The following is a 21,602-nucleotide window of genomic DNA, read 5'->3' as shown; positions in this document are numbered from 1 at the left end:
GGTCCCCATGGCCGGGGTTCCTCGCAAGAGCAAGCTGAATCCGGACCGCCTCGCGGCAGCAAGTGAACAGAATCGGCATCGCGGCCGAGAACCGCGGTTCACCGGGCGGGGGCAGGCCATGGGCCTGCCCCCGCCCGGACCCGTTGGGCCGCTCAGGTGCTACGTCGCGGGGTGCACGCCTCGCACGGTGAAGTCGTACGTTCCCGACCCGACCTTGTAGACGACGCGCTCCCCCTCGACGCGCTGGAAGTCGGCGCCGCGGGGTGCGTCCGGGGAGCCCGTGCCGCCCTTGGGGACGCGTACCTCCGCTGTGGTGTTCGGCGGCACCTGGATCGTCAGCCGGAAGGTGTCGTCCTTAAGGGTCCACTCCGATGCGACCTCGCCGTACGGGGTCTGGTAGCTGCCCTCGACGTGGGTGAGGTCTCCGACGATCCTCGGGTCGATCACCAGCTCGCGGTAGCCGGAGGAGCCGGGCGCCTGCCGGATACCGGCCAGGCCCGCGTGGAACCACTCCTCGACCTGGAGGAGGATCATGTGGTTCTTGGAGTTCCCCATGTCCCACTGCTCCGGGAGGGTGGTCAGGCCCTTGGGGTTCGCGGCCGTGGGGGCCAGGAAGAAGCCGTAGCTCGGGCGGGTGTCCTCCTGCAGCACCTTCCATAGGACGTCGTCGCGGCCACCGGCCGTCAGCGCGCGCACGATCGGTGCCAGGCCGATGGTGCCGCCGCTGAAGTGCGGACCGCCGCCGAACGGCTGGAATCCGTTGACCAGTTCGACGAGCGCGTCGAGGACGCGTTCGCGTTCGCCGCTCGGGACCAGCCCCTCGTCGAGCGCGAGGGCCTGGGCGGCCTGGGTCGCGCCGGTGGAGCCGAGCGGGCCCTCGCTGGTGTAGCGGCCCAGGGCCGGGTTGTAGAACGCGTCGTTGAACGCGCTCTTGATGGCGGCGGCCAGGCTGCGGTACTCGGCGGCGTCGGACTTACGGCCCAGCAGCGCGGCCATCTGCGCCATCCGGTCGGCGATCTGGTGATAGCCCCAGGTGCCGGTGATGCGGCCGGACGTGGCTTCGGCGCCGATCCAGTCGCCGAGCGCCGCGTCGACGATGTGGGAGTTCGCGCCGGTGCCGGCCTTCTGCGTCCGGATGTAGGTGAGGAAGGCCTGCATCTGGGGGTAGTAGCGGGCCATGGTCTGGGTGTCGCCGTAGATCTCGTAGAGGAACCAGGGGGTGAGGATGATGCCGTTGCCCCAGTTGATCTCGTCGCCGAACCGGCCGGTGTAGCCCCAGTCGTAGACGGGTGCCTTCAGGGCGACGTTGCCGATGTTGTCGCCCGCCTTGGACTGGCCTTCCGCGAGATGGCGTTCCATGGTCCGCAGGAAGGCGGCGTACCCGAAGTGGCGGTGCAGGGACGCGAAGGGCTGCAGGTAGTCGGCGGGGTAGGCGAGCTTCTCGCGGCCGGGGCAGTCCGTGAACGTGGACATCGTGTTGCTCATGACCGAGTACCGCGCCATCCGGTGGATGCGGTTGATGCGGTCGTTGGAGGTGGTGAGGTGCCCGGCGACGGGGACGTCCGCGTGGAGCTGGAGTCCCGTGATCGTGTCGGCGGTGGGCCGGTATCCCTCCGGCAGCCCGGTCACCTGCACCCACTGCATGCCGAAGTAGTTGAACTCGGGGTGCCAGCTCTCGCCCTTGGTGCTGCCGCGGGTGGTGTAGGCGGCGAAGATGTCCGTGCCGCGGCTGCCGCCTCCGCCCATGATGGATGCCTGGTCGACGGTGCCGTCCGCGTTCAGGGACTCCGCGGGAAGCATCTTGACCGTCACCCCGGCAGGGATCTTCCCCTCCAGGGTCAGTTGGGGCCAGCCGGCGAAGTTCTGGCCGAAGTCGAAGACCCACACGCCCGGCTGGGGCTCGGTGACCGAGACGGGACGGAGACGGTCGGCGATCTTCACCGGCTCGCCCGCGCGCCAGACGAGGTCGGTCGTCAGGTTGGGCGGCGGCGCGATACCCGCGGTCACCCAGCCGACCGGTGAGCCGTCGCGGCGGCGGGCGCCCTCCCCCAGGTCGGCGCCGGGGTCGGTCCACGCGGCCTGTTCGCGACGGGCGTCGTAGTCGGTGCCGGAGTACCAGTTGTTCGTCGTGGTCGGGCCGAGCGAGGTCTTCCACGTGCCGTCGCTGACGACGGTCTCGACCGAGCCGTCGGCCCGGGTGATCTCAAGGCGGGCGATCATGCGGGGTGTGACGGCGGCACCGGCGCTGGGGTCGATGCTCGCCAGGGAGTTGCCTGAGCCGGTGACCGTGGCGCCGGCGGCGTGCGGCTTCTTGAGGGCGGGCTGGAAGGTGATGCCGGTGCCGTCGGCTCCCGCTGTGCCGATCGCGGTGATGGTGCGCGACTCGAGGCGCTCCCCGCCGTCCCCGGTGTCGATGTTGACGGTGCCGCCGACGTGGTAGTTGCTCGTCGCGCTCACCTTGACGGTGGTGTCACCTGGGGCGGCGGGGGCCGCGAGGGTGCCACTGCCCTTGAACTGGCTCTGCCACCAGCTGTACGGGGCTGACCGGCCGGTCGCCGGGTTGGTGACCGAGCGGGTGACCAGAGCGGGTCCATGGCCCAGTTCGACGCCCACGGTGTTGGCGCCCGTGCGGATCAGGTCGGTCACGTCGTAGGCGCGGTACTCGGCGGAGAGCTGGTAGTTGGAACTGCCGGGGGCCAGCACCTCGTCACTGACCCGCTCGCCGTTGACGTACGCGAGGTGCAGGCCGACTCCCGACAGGTACAGCCGCGCCTTGGTGACCTTCGCGCCCGCGCGCCTGCCGGTGGTGAACGTCCGCGCGAAGAGCGGCAGCGGGTCGCCGACGCTGCGGCCGGGGTGTTCGATCCACTCTGCGTCGCCCCAGTCGTCGCGCTTGAGCAGGCCCGTCTCCCAGGTGGCGGGGCGGCTCCACGGTGTGGCCTTGCCGTCCTGGTCCCAGGCCCTGACCTGCCACACGACCGGCTCACGGGCCGGGAGGCCACGGCCGCGCCAAGGGATGTCGGTCTGGGCGTCGGAGTGCACCTTGCCCGAGTCCCAGAGGTAGGGGCCGTGGTCGAGTTCGTGGGCGGTGCGTGCGGCGCGTATCTGGTAGGCGGACTGCACCCAGCCGTCCCGGTGGGTGGTCACGCGCCAGCTGAGCCGGGGGGTCGTGTCGTCGACACCGAGCGGTTCGTCGAGGCGGCCGTTGATGCCGAGCAGACCGACGGCCGCACCGGCGGCCGCCGCGGTGGCGGTGGTGTGGCGGGCAGGAGTGGCAACGGCTGAGCCGCCGGCCACGAGGGGCAGGGCCATTCCGGCCGTCCCGGCGGCGAGGATTCCCACGACGTGTCTGCGGCTGAGCGCGTCACGCGGCTCTGCGGGCATGCTGAACTCCTTGAATGTGCTTGCCTGTTGGGCAGGGGTGTCTTCCCCGAGGGCGTGCTGCCGCCCTCGAGGTGCGGACCGGAAACGGATGTCTCCGGCCGGTTGGGGTGGGGTTCGGTGGCGGTGCTGATCCGGGGCGCGGCCGCGCCAGGTGATGCCCGTGCGTAGCGGCCGCGCTCGCCGGAGGATCAGTCCCCGGCCTGGTAGTCGGCGTCCATCGCCTTGAGTACCTTCTCGGGCGTGGACTGGTCGCTGAAGATCTCCTGCAGACCGCTGAGCATGGTCTGCTGCACCTTGGTGTTGGGCCACAACTGGTCCATGAACGGAACGGTCCTGCCGTCCTTGATGAACGTCGACAGCTCGGTCAGCGACGGGTCGGCGGTGTAGCCGGTGTCGGGGAGGGTGGGCAGGCCTCCCTGCTTCTTGGCGTACAGGTTCATGCCTTTCGGTGACATCACGAAGTCGACGAACTTCAGGGCGAGTTCCTCGTTCTTGGCCTTGGCGTTGATGCCGTAACCGGCGCCCGCCGCGGCCGGGACGATCGTCCTGGTGGGGTCGTCGACGGCCGGCAGCGGCTTGAGGGTGTAGGTGGCTTTCGGGTTCTTCGGCTTGAGCAGGGCGATCACCCAGTTGCCCTGGACGATGCCGAGGGTCTTGCCGGTGGCGGCCAGTTGCTGGCTGGCTTCGTAGGTGGTCCCGAGCGGGTTCTTCTGGAAGCAGCCCGTCTTCTCCATCGTCAGGTACTTGTCCAGGGCGGTGGTCCACTGCGACTCGGCGAACGTGGCCTTGCCCGCCTGCATCTTCGTGTCGAAGTCCCGGTCGGGCCCGTAGACGGTCGTGGCAACCAGCGCGTACAGGACGATCTGTGTCACCCAGTTGTCCTGGTTGCCCAGCGCGAAGGCGGGGGTGCCCTTGGCTGCGGCGTCCTTGCAGAATTTCAGCAGCTGCGTCCATGTGGTCGGCGCGGTGAGGCCTGACTTCTGCAGGGCCTGCTCGTTGTAGACGGCGCCGATGCCGTTCTGCCCGAAAAGCGCGGTGTACGTCTTGTCGTCGTACTGGGCGACGCTCTTGACGGCGTCGGGTAGCTTCGCCGCCCAGGGCCGGTCGGAGAGGTCGCGCAGATAGCCGGGCTCGGCCAGGACGTGCGTGGCGGCCGGGTTGCCGTTGCCCGGCCAGACGGACATCACGTCCGGGGCGGTGCCCGAGGACAGCTGGGTGCGGATCTGCTGCTGGTACTGGTCCGCGCCGCTGGTCGTGTAGCGGACCTTGACGCCCGGGTTGGCCTTCTCGAACGCCTTGACGACGTCTTCGACGGAGCCTTGGTCGACCGAGGCGAGAGTGAGCGTCCGGGTATCGCCCTTGTCGCCCGCGGTGGTGCCGCCGCTGCACGCGGCCAGCACGGCGACAGCGATGGTCGCGGCTGTCAGGGCCGTCAGTCGGGGTGTCTTCATGGTGTCTCCCGCGAGGATGGACTGCGGTGCAGGGGCATGGGACAGAAGGGGACGAGGGGGCAGTGCTGCGTGTCGCGCACCGGGAGGGTGCACCAGTGCCGGTCAGCCACGCAGACCGCCGGCGAAGCCGTTGATGATGCTGCGCTGGAGGGCGAAGTAGACGGCCAGGACCGGCACGACGCTGATCACCAGTGCGGCGAAGATGAGGTTCCAGTCGGTCGCGTACTGCCCGACGAAGCCGGCGATGGCGACGGGCATGGTCTGCTGGGCGCTGCCGCTGAGATACAGCAGCGGGGTGAAGAAGTCGTTCCAGACCGCCACGGTGTTGAGGACGAGCGCGGTCACCGTGACCGGCTTGAGCATGGGCAGGACGACGTGGCGGAATCCTTGCAGAGGTGTGCAGCCGTCGATCAGGGCGGCGTCCTCGAAGTCACGCGGCAGTGCGCGCAGGAACCCCACGTAGAGGAAGACGGTGAACGGCACCTGCAGACCGGCGTAGAAGAGGATCAGCGCCCACGGAGTGCCCAGCAGGCCGAGGTCGCGCATCGTCTGGTACAGCGGCAGCGACGCCAGCTGGAAGGGCAGCACCAGTCCCAGCATGATCAACAGGTATGTCCCCCGGGACCAGCGCGCCGCGACCCGCGCCAGGGGGTAGGCCGCCAGCGAGGACACTGCCAGCACGATGACGACGCTGACGGCCGTGACCAGGACACTGTTGGCCAGCGCGCCGCCCAGCGCGCCCTGCTGCCAGGCCTGTTGGAAGTTCTCCAGCGTGGGTGACGCGGTGGGCCGGATCGGCGACGAGGTGTCCGAGGGGGCGCGGAGGGCGAGGTTGACCAGCACGTACACCGGGAAGCCCACCACCAGGGCCGCGGCAATCATGGACAGTTCCAGGGCGAAGGTACGGCGGCGGTAGCGGTTCACGACGCGGCCCTTTCGTTGCGGGACAGCACGACGTACTGGCCGGTGGAGGCGACGGCCACGATGACGGTGAGGACGACCGCGAGGGCGATGCTGTAGCCGAACTCGCCCAGCGTGAACGCGTTCTTGTAGATCAGCGTGGAGATCGTGTCGGTGGCATGGCCGGGGCCGCCGCCGGTCAGCGCGTACACCTGGTCGAACAGCTTGATTCCGCCGATGATCGACAGCATCAGGTTGATGGTGATCGCCGGAGCGAGCAGGGGCCGGGTGACGGACCAGAAGCGGCGGACCGGGCCGGCCCCGTCGATGGCCGCGGCCTCGTGGATCTCCTTCGGGACCGACTGCAGCCCGGCCAGGAAGATCACCATCGAGTAGCCCGCGAACTGCCACACGATCACTCCCACGACCGCCCAGAGCGCGAGGTCCGGATCGCCCAGCCAGTTCTGCTGCCAGGAGTCCAAGCCGACTGCACCGAGCGCGCTGTTGACTGCGCCGTCCGGGCCGAGCAGGTTGCGCCACAGGTAGGCGGTCACGATCGGTGTGATCACGGCCGGGGCGAACAGGAACACGCGCAGGACGTTGCGCGTCTTGATGGTGCTGTTCACTCCCAGCGCGAGCAGCAGCCCGATGAGGTTCTGGACGACGGTGATCGACACCGCGATCAGCAGCGTGTGCCAGATCGCCCGAACCGCGTCGGGGTCGCCCGTCATGTCGGTGAAGTTGTCCAGGCCGACGAAGGACAGGTCGGGGTCGAGACCGTCCCAGTCGGTGAAGGCGTAGTAGATCCCACGGGCGCTCGGCACCAGGACGACGAAGGCGAAGAGAACCAGCGCCGGAAGCGCTAACCACCACGTCGACGCCAGGGGTGTGCGACGAGCGGGTACTGAGCGAGCCTCCTGTGGAGGCCGATCGGTTGGAGCGGTCATCACCGGTGGACCCGTCTGTTTGAAACGATTCAATAAAGCACCTGGATCGAGCACTGGCACAGCTGCGCGCGGAGGAGCCCCCACCGCCCTCGTTCCGGTGCGCCCCAGGTCCCAGACTCCAGGCCCCAGGTGGACTGTCGCGCACCCAACCGGCCAGGGGCTGGTTCATGAGAATGGGCAACGTTTTCCAGAAGTTGCGCTGACCTTAGGGTCGGCCTCGCAAGACGTCAAGATGTCCCGCATGCTGCGACTTCATAACGGGAGAAGCTCCATGTCACCCGGCCCCGCAGCACGGGTAGCGCCTCGGCGGCGTGGCTTTTCGCGCCTTCGGCTCTACACTCTGCGGCAACGTTTCCCACTCCCGGAGGCCCCCGGATGGCACCGCCAGCCCAGCCGCGGCGTGTGACGATCGTCGACGTCGCGCGCCATGCCCAGGTCTCCACGACCGCCGTGTCCAAGGTGCTGCGGGGCGCCTACGGCGCGAGCCCGAGGATGCGGGAGAAGGTGCAGCAGGCGATCGCCGAACTCGGGTACCGCCCGTACGCGGCGGCGCGGGGCCTGCGTGGGCAGACGTACACCATCGGCGTGATGCTTCCGGACATCCGCAACCCGTTCTTCCCCGAGATCCTCGACGGTGTCACGGAGTGGTTCGAGAACACCGACTACCAGGTTCTGCTGGGGCCTGGGTGCAACGGCGAGGAGGCCGAGGCCCGGGTCACGGACGCGATGATCGACCGCGGCATGGACGGCCTGCTTCTCGTCGCCCCCGTGTCGTCGCGGGCCCGGCTCGAGCACCTCGCCGGTGCAGTACCGATGGTGGTCATCGGCCGTCACGGCCAGTCCACGCGCTACGACACCGTGGTCGACGACGATCTCGCGGGCGCCGCGCTGGTCGTCGACCACCTCGTCTCCCAAGGCCACCGGCACATCGCACACATAGAGCACCTGGAGACCGACCCCACACGCAGCGAGGAGATGCCCAACGCGCGGCGGGCGGAGGGCTACCGCCGCGCCATGCGGGCTCATGGTCTGGCGGACGAGATCGACATCGTGTCCACCAGCTACACGCAGGAGGGCGGATACCTCGGTGCGCGGGAGCTGCTCGCCCGCACCCGACGCCCCACAGCGATGTTCGCGGGTGCCGACGTCGTCGCCATGGGGGTCCTCGACGCCCTGTCCGAGGCCGGGCTTTCGGTGCCCGATGACATCGCAGTAGCCGGATACGACAACACCACACTCGCCGCACTGCGCCAGATCTCCCTCACCAGCGTCGACCAGGGCGGCCGCGCCATAGGCGGCAACGCGGCACGCCTGCTGCTGGAGCGCATCACGGACCGCGCCAAGCCGACGGCCCAGGTGACGCTCTCCCCCACCCTGATGCCACGGAACTCCACGGCGCCCCCAACCGAAGGGTGAACAGCGCGCGTCGCTTTTCCCTCCTGCCGACGGCACCTCCTTTGCCATCGGCCACACCCTGTCCATCGACGGCGGCCGGACCGTCCGGCATCGGTACCCACACGCAGTCCGGTCGACTCAGCCCGCCGTGTGCTCGCTCGGCAGCGCGGCAAGAGCCGCCTCCACAGCTGCCAGAACGGTGACGGGCGCCTTGTCCAGGGGCTCCCGTAGTTCCCTGCCGCGCCGCCAGCGGGTCGTGCGCCGGAAGGTCTCCGAGCGGGCCTCGTCGATGTTGTGGATGGCATCCAGTACGGCTTCGTACGCCTGCCGGTCATCGATGATCTCCGCGAGAATGCTGCGCAGGGTCAGCCGGCCGCGCTCCTGGAGCGGCCGCGGATGGGCTTCCGTCCAGGTGTGCGTCCCGCTGCCCACCTCATACCGCGTTCCGGAGGGAAGCTCGACGACGGCCCGCGCATTCGGCGGGATCTCGGCGTGGAAGTACACCTGGTCACCTTGCCGTCGCCATCCGGCACGGGCACGCCCGTACGGAGTCTCGTGGCAGGCCGAAGCGTCGTCGAGGTCGTCGAGGAGGGTGGGCGCGACACGGATCACGCGATACCCCGGCTCCAGCGGGGCGAGGCCTGCGACGCTGCGGTGCAGCCAGTCGGCCACGGCTCCCAGCGCGTAGTGGTTGAACGAGGTCATCTGGCCCGGGTTGATCGACCCGTCCTCCAGCATGGAGTCCCAGCGTTCCCACACGGTCGTCGCACCCATGGTGACCGGGTACAGCCAGGACGGGCACTCGGTCTGGGTCAGCAGGCGTGATGCCGCCGTCGCGTGGCCGGTGGCGGTGAGCGCGTCGCCGATGATCGGGGTGCCGACGAAGCCGGTGGCGATGCGGTATCCGGCGGCCCGAACCAAGTCACGCAGCCGGTCGCCCATGGCCTGCCGCTGCTCGCCGACCACGATCTCGAAGGCGATGGCCAGCGCGTAGGCGGTGGGTGCGTCGGACATCATGCGGCCGTCGGGTGTGACCTACGCGTTGCGGAAGGCTTGGGCGATGCGGGCGGCCAAGTCCGCGTACGTACGGGCTTCGGGGAGAGGGAGGTGCCGCTCAGCGCGCCCCGAACTCCTCGGATGAACGCCCACTGCGAGCGGGTGACCGGCACGATCCGCCGAGAAGCCCTGGACCACGTTCTGACCATGAACGAGGCCCACGCCCGACAGGTCCTCGCCGAGTACCGGAATCACTACAACCGGCACCGGCTGCACCGATCCGGGACCAACGACCGCCCGAGGCCCAGGAACAGCCAGCACTCCTGCACCAGCTCGAGCCCAGACGGCCCTGCGCACACACGCGTCCTCGGCGGATTCATCAACGAGTACCAATACGCCACTTGATCTGCAGCAATGACTTTCCGAGCCCCCACAGGCTCCGCTTCTTCAACCACGCTGGGACTGCCCCGTCGCTGACCCGCGCGAGCGCCACCCGCCGCGTTCCGAGTCGAGCAGGACCAGCTTGTCGTGGTCCGGACCGCCCGGCTCGGCGAAGAAGAGGACGAAGCGCTGCTTCGGGGTGTGCTCCAGTGCGATCGACTCGTAACCGAGGCGTACGTCTCCGACGTCGGGGTGGTGGAAGGTCTTGGGATCCGGCGCATGCGGCTTCACATCGAAGCGGTTCCACAGGTCGACGAAATCCCGGCTCTTCGCCAGGAGTTCGTCGACCAGCTCAGCCAGGTCCGGTGCGTCCGGCTCGGTGCCGGCCAACGCGCGCAATCTGGCGACACAGGCGCGGGCCTGCTCGTCCCAGTCGTCGAGCACCTCGCGCGCGAGTGGGTGGAGGAATGCATACCGTGCGAAGTTCCGCTTCTGCGGCGGCCAGTCGTCCATGCCGGCGAAGAGCCGGAGCGCTCCGGGGTTCCAGGCCAGCAGGTCGAGGGTGCGGCTGACGACGTAGGCGGCATTCGGGCGCACGGACTCCAGTAGCACGGCCAACTGCGGTCGCACGGTGCCGCCGGGCGCGGGCGGCGGTTCGGCGACATGGACGGCGCGGGCTGCCAGCTCGCGCAGATGGTTGTGCTCGTACGCGTCGAGGCACAGGGCACGAGCCAGGGAGTCGATGACGGAGGGACTGGGGCGGGTCTCCTTGCCGCGTTCCAGGCGCACGTAGTAGTCGATGCTGATCCCTGCCAGGGTGGCGAGTTCTTCCCGTCGGAGTCCCGGCGTCCGGCGCGTTCCAGGCGTGGTGCCCAGCCCTGCCTGCTCCGGGGTGACCTGCGCGCGGCGTGCCCGCAGGTAGGTGCCCAGTCCGCTGGAGGCGTCCGCCGCGTGGCCCTTCGTCTTCTCCGCTCCACGCGCCATGAGGCCATTTTGCCCGTTTTTCAGGTAGAGCGTCCTGGTCATCGGCCTCGTGGCCGGGTCGGGCTCGCCTGTACGCGGTGCAGGACTGAGTGCCGAAGCCGGACGCCCGTCGGATTCGGAAGCGGTAGTGGCGACAGGGCGTCGTGATCGGGGGTTCCGGAGCGGCCGTGCAGACGCCGAGGCCTTGGCCAGGGGCGCCGTCCCAGTGCGTCGTACGGGCGGTAGGACGGATCGCACCGACGAGGGGGCATCGGAAGGTCTTGAGCGCGGGCTTGCTGCCATTGGCCATCAGCTGCGACCGCGGAAGAACAGCGGCCCGAGGGGGGCGGCGGCACGGACTGCGGGCCGCTCGGCCAGTCGTGGGGGGCCCTGTCATCCCCCTGAACAACTCGGCCCCTCAGCAAGGGCGCGCAGACACGAATACAGAGGCAACCTGGCCGTACGCTTCCGGCGAGACGTACGGCCGCAGGGCCCGACCCTGGGACACCGGTGACGGGCCGCGCACGCCGCCGTGCTGCGTCCGGCCTCGGCGCCCCCGCCCGCGAGCAGCGGCCACCGGCAGACCGGGCCGGAGCGGAACCAGCCCGAAGACGACGGAGCGGAGAGCACTGATGCACCACATCCACCTGCGTGACCTGGACGTTTCCCGGATCGGTCTCGGGGCGATGGGCATGTCCCAGGCGTACACCGGCGCGGGGACCGACGAGGCGGAGTCCATCCGTACCGTCCACCGGGCCCTGGAGCTCGGCGTCACCTTCATCGACACCGCCGAGATCTACGGTCCGTACACCAACGAGGAACTGCTCGGACGTGCCCTGAAGGGGCGCCGCGACCAGGTGGTGCTGGCGACGAAGTTCGGCCTGGTGTCGCACGGCGGCGACGGGCCGGGCAACCAGGACTCCAGCCCGGCCAACATCCGCACCGCCGTGGAAGGATCGCTCGCCCGCCTCGGCACGGACCACATCGACCTTTACTACCAGCACCGGGTCGACCCGAACGTCCCCATCGAGGAGACGGCGGGCACCGTGGGCGAGCTGATCGCCGAGGGCAAGGTCCGCGCATTCGGCCTGTCCGAGGCCGGGCCCGACACCATCCGCCGAGCGAACGCGGTTACACCGGTCAGCGCCGTCCAGTCCGAGTACTCCCTCTTCACCCGCGACCCCGAAGCCCGCGTCCTGCCGACGCTGCGCGAACTCGGCATCGGCTTCGTCCCGTTCTCGCCCCTGGGACGCGGCTTCCTCACGGGAACGATCCGCTCCACCGAGGGCTTCGACAAGGACGACTTCCGGCGGGACAACCCGCGCTTCACCGGCGAGAACTTCCAGCACAACCTGCGTCTGGCAGACGAGGTCAGGGAGGTCGCCACCGAGGCCGGCGCCACCCCGGCCCAGGTCGCCATCGCCTGGCTGCTGGCCCAGGGCGACGACATCGCTCCCATCCCCGGCACCAAGCGCGTGACCCGTCTCGAGGAGAACGCCGCAGCCGACACCCTCCGGCTCACCCCCACCCAGCTCGACCGACTGACGAGCCTCCCGCCCGCGGCCGGCGCCACACACAACGAAGCCCAGCTGAAGATGCTCGAGCGCTGACCCGCCCGCACCCGAAGGAAAACACATGCAGCACGTCACCCTGAACAACGGCGTCGAGATGCCGGTCATCGGCTTCGGCGTCTACCAGATCCCGGCCGAAGAAACCGAACAGGCCGTCACCGACGCCCTCGCGGCCGGCTACCGCCTCCTCGACACGGCGGCCTCGTACGGCAATGAGGAGGCCGTCGGCCGCGCCATCAAGAACAGCGGCATCCCGCGCGAGGAACTCTTCGTCACCACCAAGCTGTACGTCCAGGACGCGCCTGCCGAGGACAACACCAAGCGTGCCTTCGAGACGTCGCTGAACAAGCTCGGCCTCGACTACCTCGACCTGTACCTGATGCATCAGCCCTACGGCGACGTGTACGGCCAGTGGCGCGCCATGGAAGCCCTCAACCGCGAGGGCCGTGCCAAGGCCATCGGCGTCGCCAACTTCTACCCCGACCGGCTCCTCGACCTCATCCTCAACAACGAGATCACACCCGCGGTCAACCAGATCGAGACCCACCCCTTCTTCCAGCGCACCGACTACCAGGACCTCATGCGCGAACACGGCGTCCAGCTCCAGGCGTGGGGCGGGTTCGCGCAGGGCAAGAACGGCCTGTTCACCAACCCGGTGCTGAGTGGGATCGGCGAGAAGTACGGGAAGTCAGTCGGCCAGGTGGTGCTGCGCTGGGCCGTCCAGCGTGGTGTCGCCTCGATCCCGAAGTCGGTGCGCCCCGAGCGCATGGCGGAGAACCTCGACGTCTTCGACTTCGCGCTCACCGACGACGAGATGGCGTCCATCGCCACCCTGGACACCGGATCCACGCTCTTCTTCGACCACCACGACCCGGAGATCGTCAACTGGCTCAGCGCCCGGCGCCTGGACAGCTGAACCGGAGCGCCCTGGCGATGAGCGAGTTCGCCCTCCCCTCCGCATCCGCGTCCGCGAAGGCGTGGCTGGATCAGCGACCAGGGCGTCAGATCGGGAAGTGGGCGTGGCCCTCCGACTGGACGGTGATCCAGCGGGTGTCGGTGAAGGACTCAGCCCCGGCCTGGCCGCCGAACCGCCCGTACCCGGAGTGACCTACGCCGCCGAACGGCGCCTGGGGTTCGTCGCCGATGGTCTGGTCGTTGACGTGCACGATGCCGGTACGCAGCCGACGCGCCACCGGCAGACCGGCCGCCAGGTTCTCGCTGATGACGCCTGCGGTCAGGCCGTGCGGGGTGTCATTGGCAAGGCGTACGGCCTCGTCGTCGCTGTCGGCGACGTAGATGGAGGTGGCCGGGCCGAACAGTTCGCCGTGGTGGACGGCCATGTCGGGGGTCACGTCGGCCAGTACGGTCGGTGCGATCAAGGTGCCGGGCTCTTCCGCCTTCCCGTTGCCGGCGACCAGGCGGGCCCCCTTGGCCACCGCGTCGGCGATCAGCGCGGTCACGCGCTGCGCGGCCCGCTCGTTGCTCGTCATTCCTCCAGGCGCTGGCCCGCGGCCTGACCGTGCTGCGCGCGCTGAACCGCCCGGGCGGCAGCACCCTGGCCGAGACGGCCGAGGCGACCGGACTGTCCTACGCCGCCGCCCGTCGGCACCTGCTGGCCCTCACCGACCTCGGATACGTCCGAAACCAGGGCCGCCGCCACCTGCCCACCCCACGCGTCCTCGAACTCGGACACGCCCCACTGTCGACCCTCACCCTCCCCGACATCGCCCAGCCACATCTGGTACAACTCACCGCCGAACTGGGCCAGTCGAGCTCCCTGACCGTCCTCGACGGCTCCGACGTCCGCTATGTCGCCCGCAGCGCGACCAGCCGGATCACCAGCGCCGCGATCGCCACCGGCACACACCTGCCGGCCTACGCCACCGCCATGGGCCGCGGCCTGCTGGCCGCCCTTCCCCACGACGAGGCCCGCACCCGCATCGACGCCGCAGGGCCGCGGCCCACCTCACCCGCGGCACTCCTCGCACAGCTGGACGCGACGCGCGAGACCGGACACGCGCTCGTCGACCAGGAACTGGAGGACGGGCTGCGCTCCATCGCCGTCCCCGTCCACGACCACGCACACCACACCGTCGCCGCCGTCAACGTGGCCCTGCACTCCGGACCGGAAACCCCCGAACAGTCCTTGGCGGCGATCCTCCCCGCCCTGCGCCACTGCGCCGCGGCCCTGTCCGCCGACCTCGCCGCCGCTTTCCCCCACGGGCCGGTACCGCGCTGACCCAACGTGCCGACCGGGCGGGACGCCCGTCGCGCAGCACGATGCCGCCCGGCCCCGCCTGTCCGCTACAGGCTGTGCCGCCTCCGGTTCGCCGTGGGCCAGGGCGCGTACCGCGTCGAGAAGTTCCTGGTCGTATCCGGTGGTGCGTTCCCGGTGCTGGCGCAGATGCTCGTCCCTGCCCGGCACGTTGGAGAAGAGGCTGACGCAAGTGCCGGTCGGCTCGTGCCAGTCGGCCTTGTCCCGCCCGTCGCCCAGCCGCGCGAGGTTCATCGCCTGCCGGATGACCCAGCGGTCACCGACCAGACCGTGGCGGATGCGGTAGTCGCACTCCTTCTCGTTGCGCGTGCTCGCGCTCCGGTTCTTCAGTAGCCGACGGTGAAGCGGGTGTCGAGGTGGGAGGCGGTTTCGATCTCGTCGACAAGGGCGAGTGCGTAGTCCTCGTAGGAGATGCCGAAGGTGCCGTCGGGGCGGGTGACAGGGTGGTCGGTGCCGGTGCGGTACTGACCGGTGCGTCTGCCCGGGGCGAAGTTGCCGGGCGGCGGGGACACGTACGTCCAGGTGACACCCGTGCTGGCGCGGTAGTAGTCGAGGGCGGCAGCTTGGCCGAGGACCTCGTCGCGCAGCTCGGCCGGGAAGCCGGGGACGTCGACCATCCGTACGCCTTCGTCGTTCAGGAGGCTGCCGCCGCCTCCGCAGTGGATGATGCGGGGGGCCGTGTCTCCGATCCTCTTGAGCGTGGTGACCAGGGTGCGGGCGGTAGTGAGGTAGACGGCCTTGTCGGGGCCGCCGACCGCGCTGACCAGGACGTCGGTGCCGGTGGCGAGGGTGCGTACGGAGTCGGGGTCGGTGGGGTCTCCGACCTGGGCGGTGGCGCCGTCGTGGAGGGTGGTGAGGTGGTCGGTGGTGCGGGCGACGGCGGTGACGTGGTGGCCGCGGAAGGCGGCCTCGGCGACGATGCGGGAGCCGAGCCGGCCGGCGGCTCCGAAGATCACTATGCGGGACATGGCGACTCCAAAGGGCGTTGTTCCAGAGGACACGAATTCCTTGGGGGTGGGAGGGAGCGGAGGAGCGGGGAGGTCAGAACAGGCCGTTGGAGTGCGGCAGTTCGCCGAGCACGAAGTCGCCCTCGGCGACCACCTTGTGAATGGTCTGGTGGAGAAGGTTCTTGCCCGCCAACGGACCAGCCGATGACACACCTATGCGCACCATCAGGCGTGCCGCGTGGGGCGCGGGCCCAGCCAGCCAGGAGTCGGTTCACCCCGGACCTCGCCGAAGAGCAGCACCATGCTCTGGCGCCACCACTCGACCAGCGCCCGGTCCTCCATGAAGGCGTAGAACTCCGCCACGTGCGCTTCAGGGAGATCCCACACCGCGGGGCCGCTGTCGGGGAGCACGTCGGTGCGCACCCCCCAGCCGAGGAAGCCCGTGCGCTGCACGTCGGCGGAGAGCATCCAGTTCAGGTAGAGCCGGGCCGCCGCCGGGTGGGGAGCACCCCGCAGCATGGCGGCGCGCTGGCCCCAGGCCAGGAACGGGTGTGGGGCGGTGGGCAGGCGCCAGTCCACGCCGGGGAGTCCTGCGGCGGCCCCGGCGAGGCCGACCGGATGGGTCTTGGCCGCGACGGCCTCGCCCGGGGAGTTCGTGCCCCGGTGGAAGGCGAGACCCTGGTCCGCCAGCGCGGTGAGCCAGTCCCAGCCGTACACATCGGCGTACTTCTTGAACAGGAACAGCGTCGCGTCGTCGTCCCCGGGATGGGAGGAGGCGATCTTGCCCTTCCACCGCGGGTCGGCCAGTTCCTCGGGCGAGGCGGGGCCGCCCTCGACGCCGGTCAGGTAGCTGAACGCGTAGACGGCCACGGCCACCCACGAACCGTCCGGGTCCTTGAACAGATCGTGAACCTGGTCGAACCCGGCGGGCTTGTAGTCCGTGAGAAGGCCCTGCCGCTTCCAGCGGGTGAAGTCGAAGCTCGTCTGGAGCTGGGTGACGTCGGCGACGAGCGATCCGGTGGCGATCTGCCGGTCGATCCGAACGTCGTGGTATTTGCTGTAGTCGACGATCATGTCGAGGTGGACGTCGGCGAAGGCAGCGGCGAAGGCGTCCAGCACACCGTCCTGCTGAGTGGGGATGTCCCCGCCGGCGTACACGGTGAGCCTGCCGCCCTCTGCGCGAGCCGCTTCGTACAGCTCGCACAGAGGTCTCGTCTCTTCGTCCACCATGGGTTCGATTCCTCTCGGTGCTGCCGGCGCGGACGCGCCCGGCCTGAGGTCGAGCGGCCTGGCCGCAGTCGGCCCGGATCGGACCGACTGGCTGACCGGCACGAGCATCAACCGCGCCACCACTCACACAGCAACGATTCTGCGTAACCCCGCGCCGCCCCGCCATCGCTGCACCCCGTCGAAGGGGCCCGTAAGCCACCCCCTGACATCCGCTTCTTCGCCGAGTCGCGGTTCTGCGGGCCGTTCATGGGGGCGGGCTCGCCGGTCACATCCGCCCGGAACGCACGGTGTCTCGGCTTCTGCCCGGGCGTGGCAGGAGGACGTGAGACGTGGTCGGTCGCTGCGCGAGGTCGAGGTGCCGCCCGAAGTGGTCCTGCTGCTGTTCCTGCCGGTCCTGCTGTCCTGGGAGGCGCTGGCCGTCTCACTGCGCACCATCCGCCGGAAGCCGTCGCAGGGGCCCGAGTCAGCGTGGCGACGCGCGAACATCGGAGAGGTCCCGGCCGCGTGTCTCCGGCAGGCCGATCGCGCTGAGCAGACTGATCAGACAAAGGAAGGCCAGGAAGAGGCCGAATGAGAAGGCGCCGTACGAGGCGGTCATCGAGGCGCCGATCAGGGGAGGCACGGCCCCGCCGACGACCAGCCCGATGTTGTAGGCGAACGCGGAAGCCGTGTATCGGTACCGGGTGTCGAAGAGTTCGGAGAGCATGACGTTGATGGGGCCGATCTCCAGCCCTGCGAAGAACATCGTCACGCACAGGAGCAACAGATACTCCCCAGCCGATGCCGACTCCAGGAGGGTGAAGACCAAAAGCGCCCAGACCACCGCGCCGGCCGTCGCCATCAGCAGGACCGGGCGTCTTCCGAACCGGTCGGACGCGGTCGCGCCAGCCACGACGCCGAGTGCCCAGCACAGCCCTCCCGCGATCCCGGCGCCGAGCACCGTGTTCCGGGTCAGGCCCAGTTGCCCGGTGCCGAGGTTCGCGAAATACGTCGCGCCCAGGTAGGTGAACGCGGCCTGCATGATCGAGATCCCTGCGACAAGGAGCATCTGTCGCGGCTGGTGCCGCCACGCCTCGACGAACGGGATCTTCGACCGCCTCTCCCGGCGGTCCGGCTCGGCCGTGGCCTCGGCTTCGAACACCGGACTCTCGTCGATCTTGAGGCGGATGTACAGGCCCACCACGACGAGCAGGGCGCTCGCCAGGAACGGGATCCTCCATCCGAACGAGGCGAACTGCTCGTCGGACAGACCGGCGCCCACCGCGAGCAGCGTCGCGTTGGCGAGAACGATCGAGAACCCTCCCCCGAGCGAGGTGAACATCGTCCAGAATCCACGTCGCGCTGTCGGCGCGCTCTCGGTGCTGAAGAGCGCGGCTCCCGCCAACTCGCCTCCTGCAGCAACGCCTTGGACGATGCGCATAAAGACGATCAGGATGGGAGCCGCAACACCTATCTGGTCCGCTGTCGGCATCGCGCCCACCACGACCGTCGCTCCTCCCATCAGGAGCAACGTCGTGACCAGCATGCGTTTGCGCCCGAGCCGGTCGCCGAAGTGTCCGAAGATCATCGCGCCGATGGGGCGGGCGACGAACGCCACCCCGAGCGTGCCGAACGACGCGATCGTGCCGGCTGCCGGACCGAGGGCGGGGAAGAACAGGTCGGCGAACACCAGGGAGGCGGCCACGGCATACAGCGTCAGGTCGTAGAACTCGATCACAGTGCCGGTGAAACCTGCCAGTGCAATGCGGCGCATCTGCTTGTCGTCGCGAGCGGGCACGGACGCCGTCCGTACGGTCTGCTGCTGATCCTGCTGGTCGGGCAATGTCATCGATCCTCCTGGGGCGCCCCAAGGTGTCAGTAGCCGAAGGTCGCCTTCTCGACCACCGCGAGATCGTGGCTGGGCAGGGGGGTCCAGCCGGTGCCCTTCAAGCGGGCGAGGCTGGCGCGGTAGGCATCGAGATCGGTGAAGCGGCCGGACGGAAGCGGCAGTTCGGCGCCTGCGTTGTCCCAGTTGTCGAAGGTGTCCACGCAGTCACCGGTGATGACGAAGGTGCCCGCGCCCGTGTCGACGCGGACGCCCTGCGACCCCGGTGAATGTCCCGGCAGCGGCAGGACGCCGAGCCCGGCCGCGATCTCGCTCGCGCCGTCGAGGGGGCGGACCCGCTCCAGGCACCGGGCGAAGGGCGGAACCGAGTCACCGTGAATCCCGTAGGCCCCCGGGGGCTCCGGGGACGGCCCGGTGGCATGGCCCAGTTCCGCGCGTTGGACGAGGATCTCGGCATTGGGGAACGCGTCGTTGTTCGAGCAGTGGTCCCAGTGCAGATGGGTGTTGACCACCAGATCTACGTCGTCGGCGCGCACCCCCAACCGGGCGAGCGCGGTCCCCACGCGCTCCCCCTCGCCCACCACGTACCCGTACGGAATCCTGCGGCGGATCTGTTCCTCGTCGGCCGGGCCGCCCGTGTCCACGACCACGGTCCGGTTGCCCGACCTCAGGACGAACATCACCAGGGGCATGCTGACGACCCGAGGGCTGTCGTCGTCGAGGTAGACCTCCTTGGCCGGGACGTCACGGAGCTCACCGAGTTTCACGGCGTCAATGACCCAGTTAGTCGTCATCTACGGACGGCCTTTCCACTTCGTTGTGGTGTTGTCGCGATACCCGTGTCACCGGCCTGCTGGCTCAGCCGGCCGCCATGGTCGCGATGTCGATGACGAACCGGTACCGGACGTCGCCGGCTGCGATCCTGTCGTACGCCGTGTCGATCTCGTCGGCAGCGACGACCTCGGCCTCGGGGGTGATGCCGTTCTGCGCACAGAAGTCGAGCATCTCCTGCGTCTCATCGATGCTGCCGACCAGGGTGCCCGCGAGCGATCGCCGGTTGTTCAGCAGCGAGAACACATCGAGTGAGATGCGCTTCTTCGGAACGCCAAGGTTCACGAACGTCCCGTCCAGCGCGAGCAGTTCCAGGAAGGCGTCGTAGTCGAGGTTCGCGGGCACCGTGGAGAGGATGAGGTCGAACGTGCCGGCGAAGTCGGTGAAGATCGCCGGGTCGGTGGACAGCCGGTAGGCGTCGGCCCCGCGGCGGTAGGCGTCGGCCTCCTTGTCCATCGTGAGGTCGAAGACGGTGGTGTGCGCCCCGAGTGCCGCCGAGATCGGTACTCCTACGTGCCCGAGTCCGCCGAATCCGATGATGGCGACCTTGACGCCCGGCCCTGCTTTCCAGTGCCGCAACGGGGAGTACAGCGTGATCCCTGCGCACAACAGCGGGGCGGCCGCCTCCAGCGGGATTCCGTCCGGGATCCGGACGACGTAGCCCTCGTCGACGACGATCTTCTCGCTGTAGCCGCCCTGGGTGTACTCCCCGGTGCGGTCAAGGCAGTTGTAGGTCCGGATGTGGCCGTTGCGGCAGTAGGGCTCCATGCCGGCGCGGCAGTAGTCGCACTCCCGGCAGGAGTCGACCAGACACCCCACGCCCACCCGGTCGCCGACCGCGAACTTGCGGACCTGGGATCCGACGGCGGAGACGATTCCCGCGATCTCATGGCCGGGGACGAGCGGGTAGTGCGTCTGGCCGAACTCGCCGCGTGCGCGGCTTACGTCCGTGTGGCAGATACCGCAGTAGGCGATGTCGATCAGGACGTCGCCCGGACCGACGTCCCGACGTACCAGCGTCATCGGCTTGAACGACTCTTCAGGGCCCGCGATCGAGCGGGAATTGACCGTGATCATGTCGCTCTCCCGGTCAGCCGATGGACTTGTACTCGAGGAACTCCTCGATGCCGTAGCGGCCGAACTCGCGGCCGATGCCGGAGAGTTTGAAGCCGCCGTGGGGAGCTCGCTGGTTGACCGGGGAGCCGTTGATGCGGATGCGTCCGGCGCGCAGCCTGCCGGCGAGGCCGCGGGCACGCTCGTCGGTCCCGGCCCAGATCGCCCCGGCGAGTCCGTACTCGGTGTCGTTGGCGATCCGGAAGGCGTCGTCCTCGTCGTCGAACGGGATGATCACCACGACCGGGCCGAAGATCTCCTCGCGTGCGACGCGCGCAGTGTTGTCGCCGGAGAACACGGTGGGCCGTACGAAGAAGCCGCGGTCGAGTCCCTCGGGAGCCTCCGGGCCACCGGTCAGCATTCGTACGCCCTCGTCGAGTCCGGACTGGATGTAGTCGCGGATCCGCTGACGCTGGTGAACGTTCGCGACCGGGCCGAGCGTGGTGGCGGCGTCGTAGGGGTCGCCCAGGACGTAGCTCTCGGCCTTGCGGACAGCGATCTCCTCGGCCTCGGCCAGCCGGGAGCGGGGTACGAGGACTCGGGACAGTCCTCCGCACACCTGCCCGGAGTTCCGGAAGGCGTCCTCCATGCCGACTTCGATGGCGCGCGCCAGGTCGGCGTCCTCCATGATGACGTTCGCCGACTTGCCGCCGAGTTCGAGGGCGACCTTCTTGACGCCCTGGGCGGCCAGCTCCATCACCCGACGGCCCGCACGGACGGATCCGGTGAGGGAGACCATGTCGACCAGCGGGTGGGTGACGATGGCCTCGCCGACCTCGGGGCCCGTGCCCGAGACGAGGTTGAACACCCCGTCGGGCAGGCCCGCATCGGCGACCATCTCGGCGAAGATGAATGAGCTGAGGGGTGCGACCTCGGTGCCCTTGAGCACGACAGTGCACCCGGCTGCGATCGCCGCGCCGGCCTTCATGCAAACCATCCGCATGGGCCCGTTCCACGGCGTGATCGCGCCGACGACGCCGGCCGGCTCCCGGGCGACGACGGTGTGGTCGACCTGCTCCTGCCAGGTGATCCCCGGCAGGCTGTCGGCGATGCTCACCAGGTCCACCACGGCGGAGGACCCCTGGGCCTCGGCAGCGATCGCGTAGGGCTGGCCGATCTCGCTGACGACGGCCCTGGTGATCTCGTCGGAGCGCTTCTCCGTCAGCTCGGCGAGCTTGCGCAGGAATCCCGCACGCTCCTCGACCGTGGTCTTCGACCAGGCCGGGAAGGCTGCGGCTGCCGCCACAGCGGCGGCGTCGACGTCCGCGGCCGTTCCGGCCGGAACGGTGACGACGGCCTCCTCGGTGACGGGGTTGATCACCTCGATGACATCGGTGCCCGTCGAGGGCACCCACTTGCCGTTGATGAAGATCTGGTCGCGTTCGATCACCGA

The 21,602-nt window shown here is 69.3% G+C and carries 18 protein-coding genes and 2 pseudogenes; 5 read left to right on the top strand and 15 right to left on the bottom strand.

Annotation, left to right across the window (positions count from 1 at the left end):
• Positions 1-159 precede the first annotated feature (159 nt).
• The 4 genes from OHA58_RS34040 to OHA58_RS34025 form a co-directional block, all read right to left on the bottom strand.
• Positions 160-3,384, bottom strand: a complete 3,225-nt coding sequence (locus OHA58_RS34040; protein WP_405483548.1) for a family 78 glycoside hydrolase catalytic domain — start codon at positions 3,382-3,384, stop codon at positions 160-162.
• A gap of 188 nt (positions 3,385-3,572) precedes the next feature.
• The gene (locus OHA58_RS34035; RefSeq protein ID WP_405483547.1) at positions 3,573-4,835 is read right to left on the bottom strand and encodes an ABC transporter substrate-binding protein; all 1,263 of its coding nucleotides are present in this window, start codon (positions 4,833-4,835) and stop codon (positions 3,573-3,575) included.
• A gap of 102 nt (positions 4,836-4,937) precedes the next feature.
• Complete coding sequence (locus tag OHA58_RS34030) at positions 4,938-5,759, bottom strand: carbohydrate ABC transporter permease (protein WP_329577625.1); 822 nt, start codon at positions 5,757-5,759, stop codon at positions 4,938-4,940.
• Positions 5,756-6,559: a carbohydrate ABC transporter permease gene (locus OHA58_RS34025; protein ID WP_405483546.1), complete on the bottom strand. Its 804-nt coding sequence runs from the start codon at positions 6,557-6,559 to the stop codon at positions 5,756-5,758. Before OHA58_RS34025 ends, OHA58_RS34030 begins: the two co-directional genes overlap by 4 nt.
• Before the next feature lie 498 nt (positions 6,560-7,057).
• On the opposite strand from OHA58_RS34025, the gene OHA58_RS34020 reads away from it, so the two are divergent.
• Positions 7,058-8,098, top strand: coding sequence for a LacI family DNA-binding transcriptional regulator (locus OHA58_RS34020; RefSeq protein WP_405483545.1), 1,041 nt, complete (start codon positions 7,058-7,060; stop codon positions 8,096-8,098).
• 117 nt (positions 8,099-8,215) lie between these two features.
• On the opposite strand, the gene OHA58_RS34015 is transcribed toward OHA58_RS34020, so the two are convergent.
• Entirely contained in the window at positions 8,216-8,749 is a 534-nt protein-coding gene (locus tag OHA58_RS34015) for an alpha-L-rhamnosidase C-terminal domain-containing protein (RefSeq protein WP_405485319.1), read from the bottom strand.
• A pseudogene (locus OHA58_RS34010) lies at positions 8,735-9,097 on the bottom strand (alpha-L-rhamnosidase); the annotation flags it as partial. The gene OHA58_RS34015 and the pseudogene OHA58_RS34010, both read right to left, overlap by 15 nt.
• 117 nt (positions 9,098-9,214) lie before the next feature.
• Here OHA58_RS34010 and OHA58_RS34005 point away from each other — a divergent pair.
• Positions 9,215-9,478, top strand: coding sequence for an integrase core domain-containing protein (locus tag OHA58_RS34005; RefSeq protein ID WP_405483544.1), 264 nt, complete (start codon positions 9,215-9,217; stop codon positions 9,476-9,478).
• A gap of 42 nt (positions 9,479-9,520) precedes the next feature.
• Here the strand turns inward: OHA58_RS34005 and OHA58_RS34000 are convergent, their stop codons facing one another.
• Positions 9,521-10,438, bottom strand: coding sequence for a helix-turn-helix domain-containing protein (locus tag OHA58_RS34000; RefSeq protein ID WP_405483543.1), 918 nt, complete (start codon positions 10,436-10,438; stop codon positions 9,521-9,523).
• Between the two features lie 611 nt (positions 10,439-11,049).
• On the opposite strand from OHA58_RS34000, the gene OHA58_RS33995 reads away from it, so the two are divergent.
• Together OHA58_RS33995 and OHA58_RS33990 are read left to right on the top strand one after the other, a co-directional pair.
• A complete protein-coding gene (locus tag OHA58_RS33995; protein WP_405483542.1) occupies positions 11,050-12,027 on the top strand; it encodes an aldo/keto reductase in 978 nt (325 codons plus the stop codon).
• Between the two features lie 25 nt (positions 12,028-12,052).
• On the top strand, positions 12,053-12,904 hold the full coding sequence (locus OHA58_RS33990; RefSeq protein WP_405483541.1) for an aldo/keto reductase: 852 nt from the start codon (positions 12,053-12,055) through the stop codon (positions 12,902-12,904).
• 85 nt (positions 12,905-12,989) lie between these two features.
• On the opposite strand, the gene OHA58_RS33985 is transcribed toward OHA58_RS33990, so the two are convergent.
• On the bottom strand, positions 12,990-13,478 hold the full coding sequence (locus OHA58_RS33985; protein WP_405483540.1) for an aldehyde dehydrogenase family protein: 489 nt from the start codon (positions 13,476-13,478) through the stop codon (positions 12,990-12,992).
• Between the two features lie 11 nt (positions 13,479-13,489).
• Here OHA58_RS33985 and OHA58_RS33980 point away from each other — a divergent pair, with 11 nt between their 5' ends.
• On the top strand, positions 13,490-14,227 hold the full coding sequence (locus OHA58_RS33980; RefSeq protein WP_405485317.1) for an IclR family transcriptional regulator C-terminal domain-containing protein: 738 nt from the start codon (positions 13,490-13,492) through the stop codon (positions 14,225-14,227).
• A 177-nt stretch (positions 14,228-14,404) separates the two neighbouring features.
• Here OHA58_RS33980 and OHA58_RS33975 read toward each other — a convergent pair.
• The 7 genes and pseudogenes from OHA58_RS33975 to OHA58_RS33945 all read right to left on the bottom strand — a co-directional run.
• Positions 14,405-14,593: pseudogene (locus tag OHA58_RS33975) on the bottom strand (phenolic acid decarboxylase); the annotation flags it as partial.
• Positions 14,590-15,231, bottom strand: a complete 642-nt coding sequence (locus OHA58_RS33970) for an NAD(P)-dependent oxidoreductase (protein WP_405483539.1) — start codon at positions 15,229-15,231, stop codon at positions 14,590-14,592. The pseudogene OHA58_RS33975 and the gene OHA58_RS33970, both read right to left, overlap by 4 nt.
• Before the next feature lie 204 nt (positions 15,232-15,435).
• A complete protein-coding gene (locus OHA58_RS33965; RefSeq protein ID WP_405483538.1) occupies positions 15,436-16,440 on the bottom strand; it encodes an ABC transporter substrate-binding protein in 1,005 nt (334 codons plus the stop codon).
• A 463-nt stretch (positions 16,441-16,903) separates the two neighbouring features.
• Positions 16,904-18,268 carry an MFS transporter gene (locus OHA58_RS33960; protein WP_405483537.1) on the bottom strand — a complete coding sequence of 455 codons (1,365 nt, stop codon included), beginning with the start codon at positions 18,266-18,268 and terminating at the stop codon, positions 16,904-16,906.
• A 26-nt stretch (positions 18,269-18,294) separates the two neighbouring features.
• Positions 18,295-19,059 carry an N-acyl homoserine lactonase family protein gene (locus tag OHA58_RS33955; RefSeq protein ID WP_405483536.1) on the bottom strand — a complete coding sequence of 255 codons (765 nt, stop codon included), beginning with the start codon at positions 19,057-19,059 and terminating at the stop codon, positions 18,295-18,297.
• Between the two features lie 64 nt (positions 19,060-19,123).
• Positions 19,124-20,173, bottom strand: coding sequence for an NAD(P)-dependent alcohol dehydrogenase (locus OHA58_RS33950; protein WP_405483535.1), 1,050 nt, complete (start codon positions 20,171-20,173; stop codon positions 19,124-19,126).
• 13 nt (positions 20,174-20,186) lie between these two features.
• Complete coding sequence (locus OHA58_RS33945) at positions 20,187-21,599, bottom strand: aldehyde dehydrogenase family protein (protein WP_405483534.1); 1,413 nt, start codon at positions 21,597-21,599, stop codon at positions 20,187-20,189.
• Positions 21,600-21,602: the final 3 nt, after the last annotated feature.

Origin of the sequence: Streptomyces sp. NBC_00009 (assembly GCF_045040855.1) — a bacterium.
GTDB classification, from domain to species: domain Bacteria; phylum Actinomycetota; class Actinomycetes; order Streptomycetales; family Streptomycetaceae; genus Streptomyces; species Streptomyces aureus.
This window is presented reverse-complemented; position numbering and strand designations above follow the sequence as displayed.